The sequence below is a fragment of the Amycolatopsis bullii genome (assembly GCF_014654205.1).
GTDB classification, from domain to species: Bacteria; Actinomycetota; Actinomycetes; order Mycobacteriales; family Pseudonocardiaceae; genus Amycolatopsis; species Amycolatopsis plumensis.
Genome location: NZ_BNAW01000120.1, coordinates 1 through 575 on the forward strand (window position 1 = coordinate 1; position 575 = coordinate 575).

At 64.7% G+C, this 575-nt stretch carries 1 protein-coding gene; it reads right to left on the reverse strand.

The features are described from left to right. On the reverse strand, positions 1–575 hold a 575-nt coding region (locus IE317_RS44165; RefSeq protein ID WP_191317313.1), incomplete at both ends, for a lipoyl synthase.

Genomic DNA, 575 nt, shown 5'->3' on the forward strand with positions numbered 1-575 from the left:
TACCGGAACCCGGGACGGATCCGCTTGAAGATCCGCGGCACCGTCTCCACGTTGTGCGCCAAAACCTCCGGCCGCGACCCGAACACCTCAGCCAGCTGCTCCGGGTCGGCGTTGAAGTCCGGAATCAACAGCTCCACACCGGTACCCGGGTTCAACGCGTGGATCTGCCGCACGGTCTCCGCGTACAGCCAGGCACCGCCATCGGGAAGGTCATCCCGCGCCACACCGGTGACCGTCGAGTACCGCAAGCCCATGGCCTGCACGGACTCCGCGACCTTGCGCGGCTCGGTGCGATCGAGAGCAGCGGGCTTGCCGGTGTCGATCTGGCAGAAGTCACACCGTCGAGTGCATTGGTCGCCACCGATGAGGAACGTGGCTTCCCGGTCTTCCCAGCATTCATAGATGTTGGGACAACCGGCCTCTTCACACACCGTGTGCAGACCCTCGCGACGCACCAGACCCTTGAGCTCGGTGAACTCCGGCCCCATCCGCACCCGCGTCTTGATCCACGACGGCTTCTTCTCGATCGGCGTCTCACTGTTGCGCACCTCGAGACGCAACAGCTTCCGGCCTTC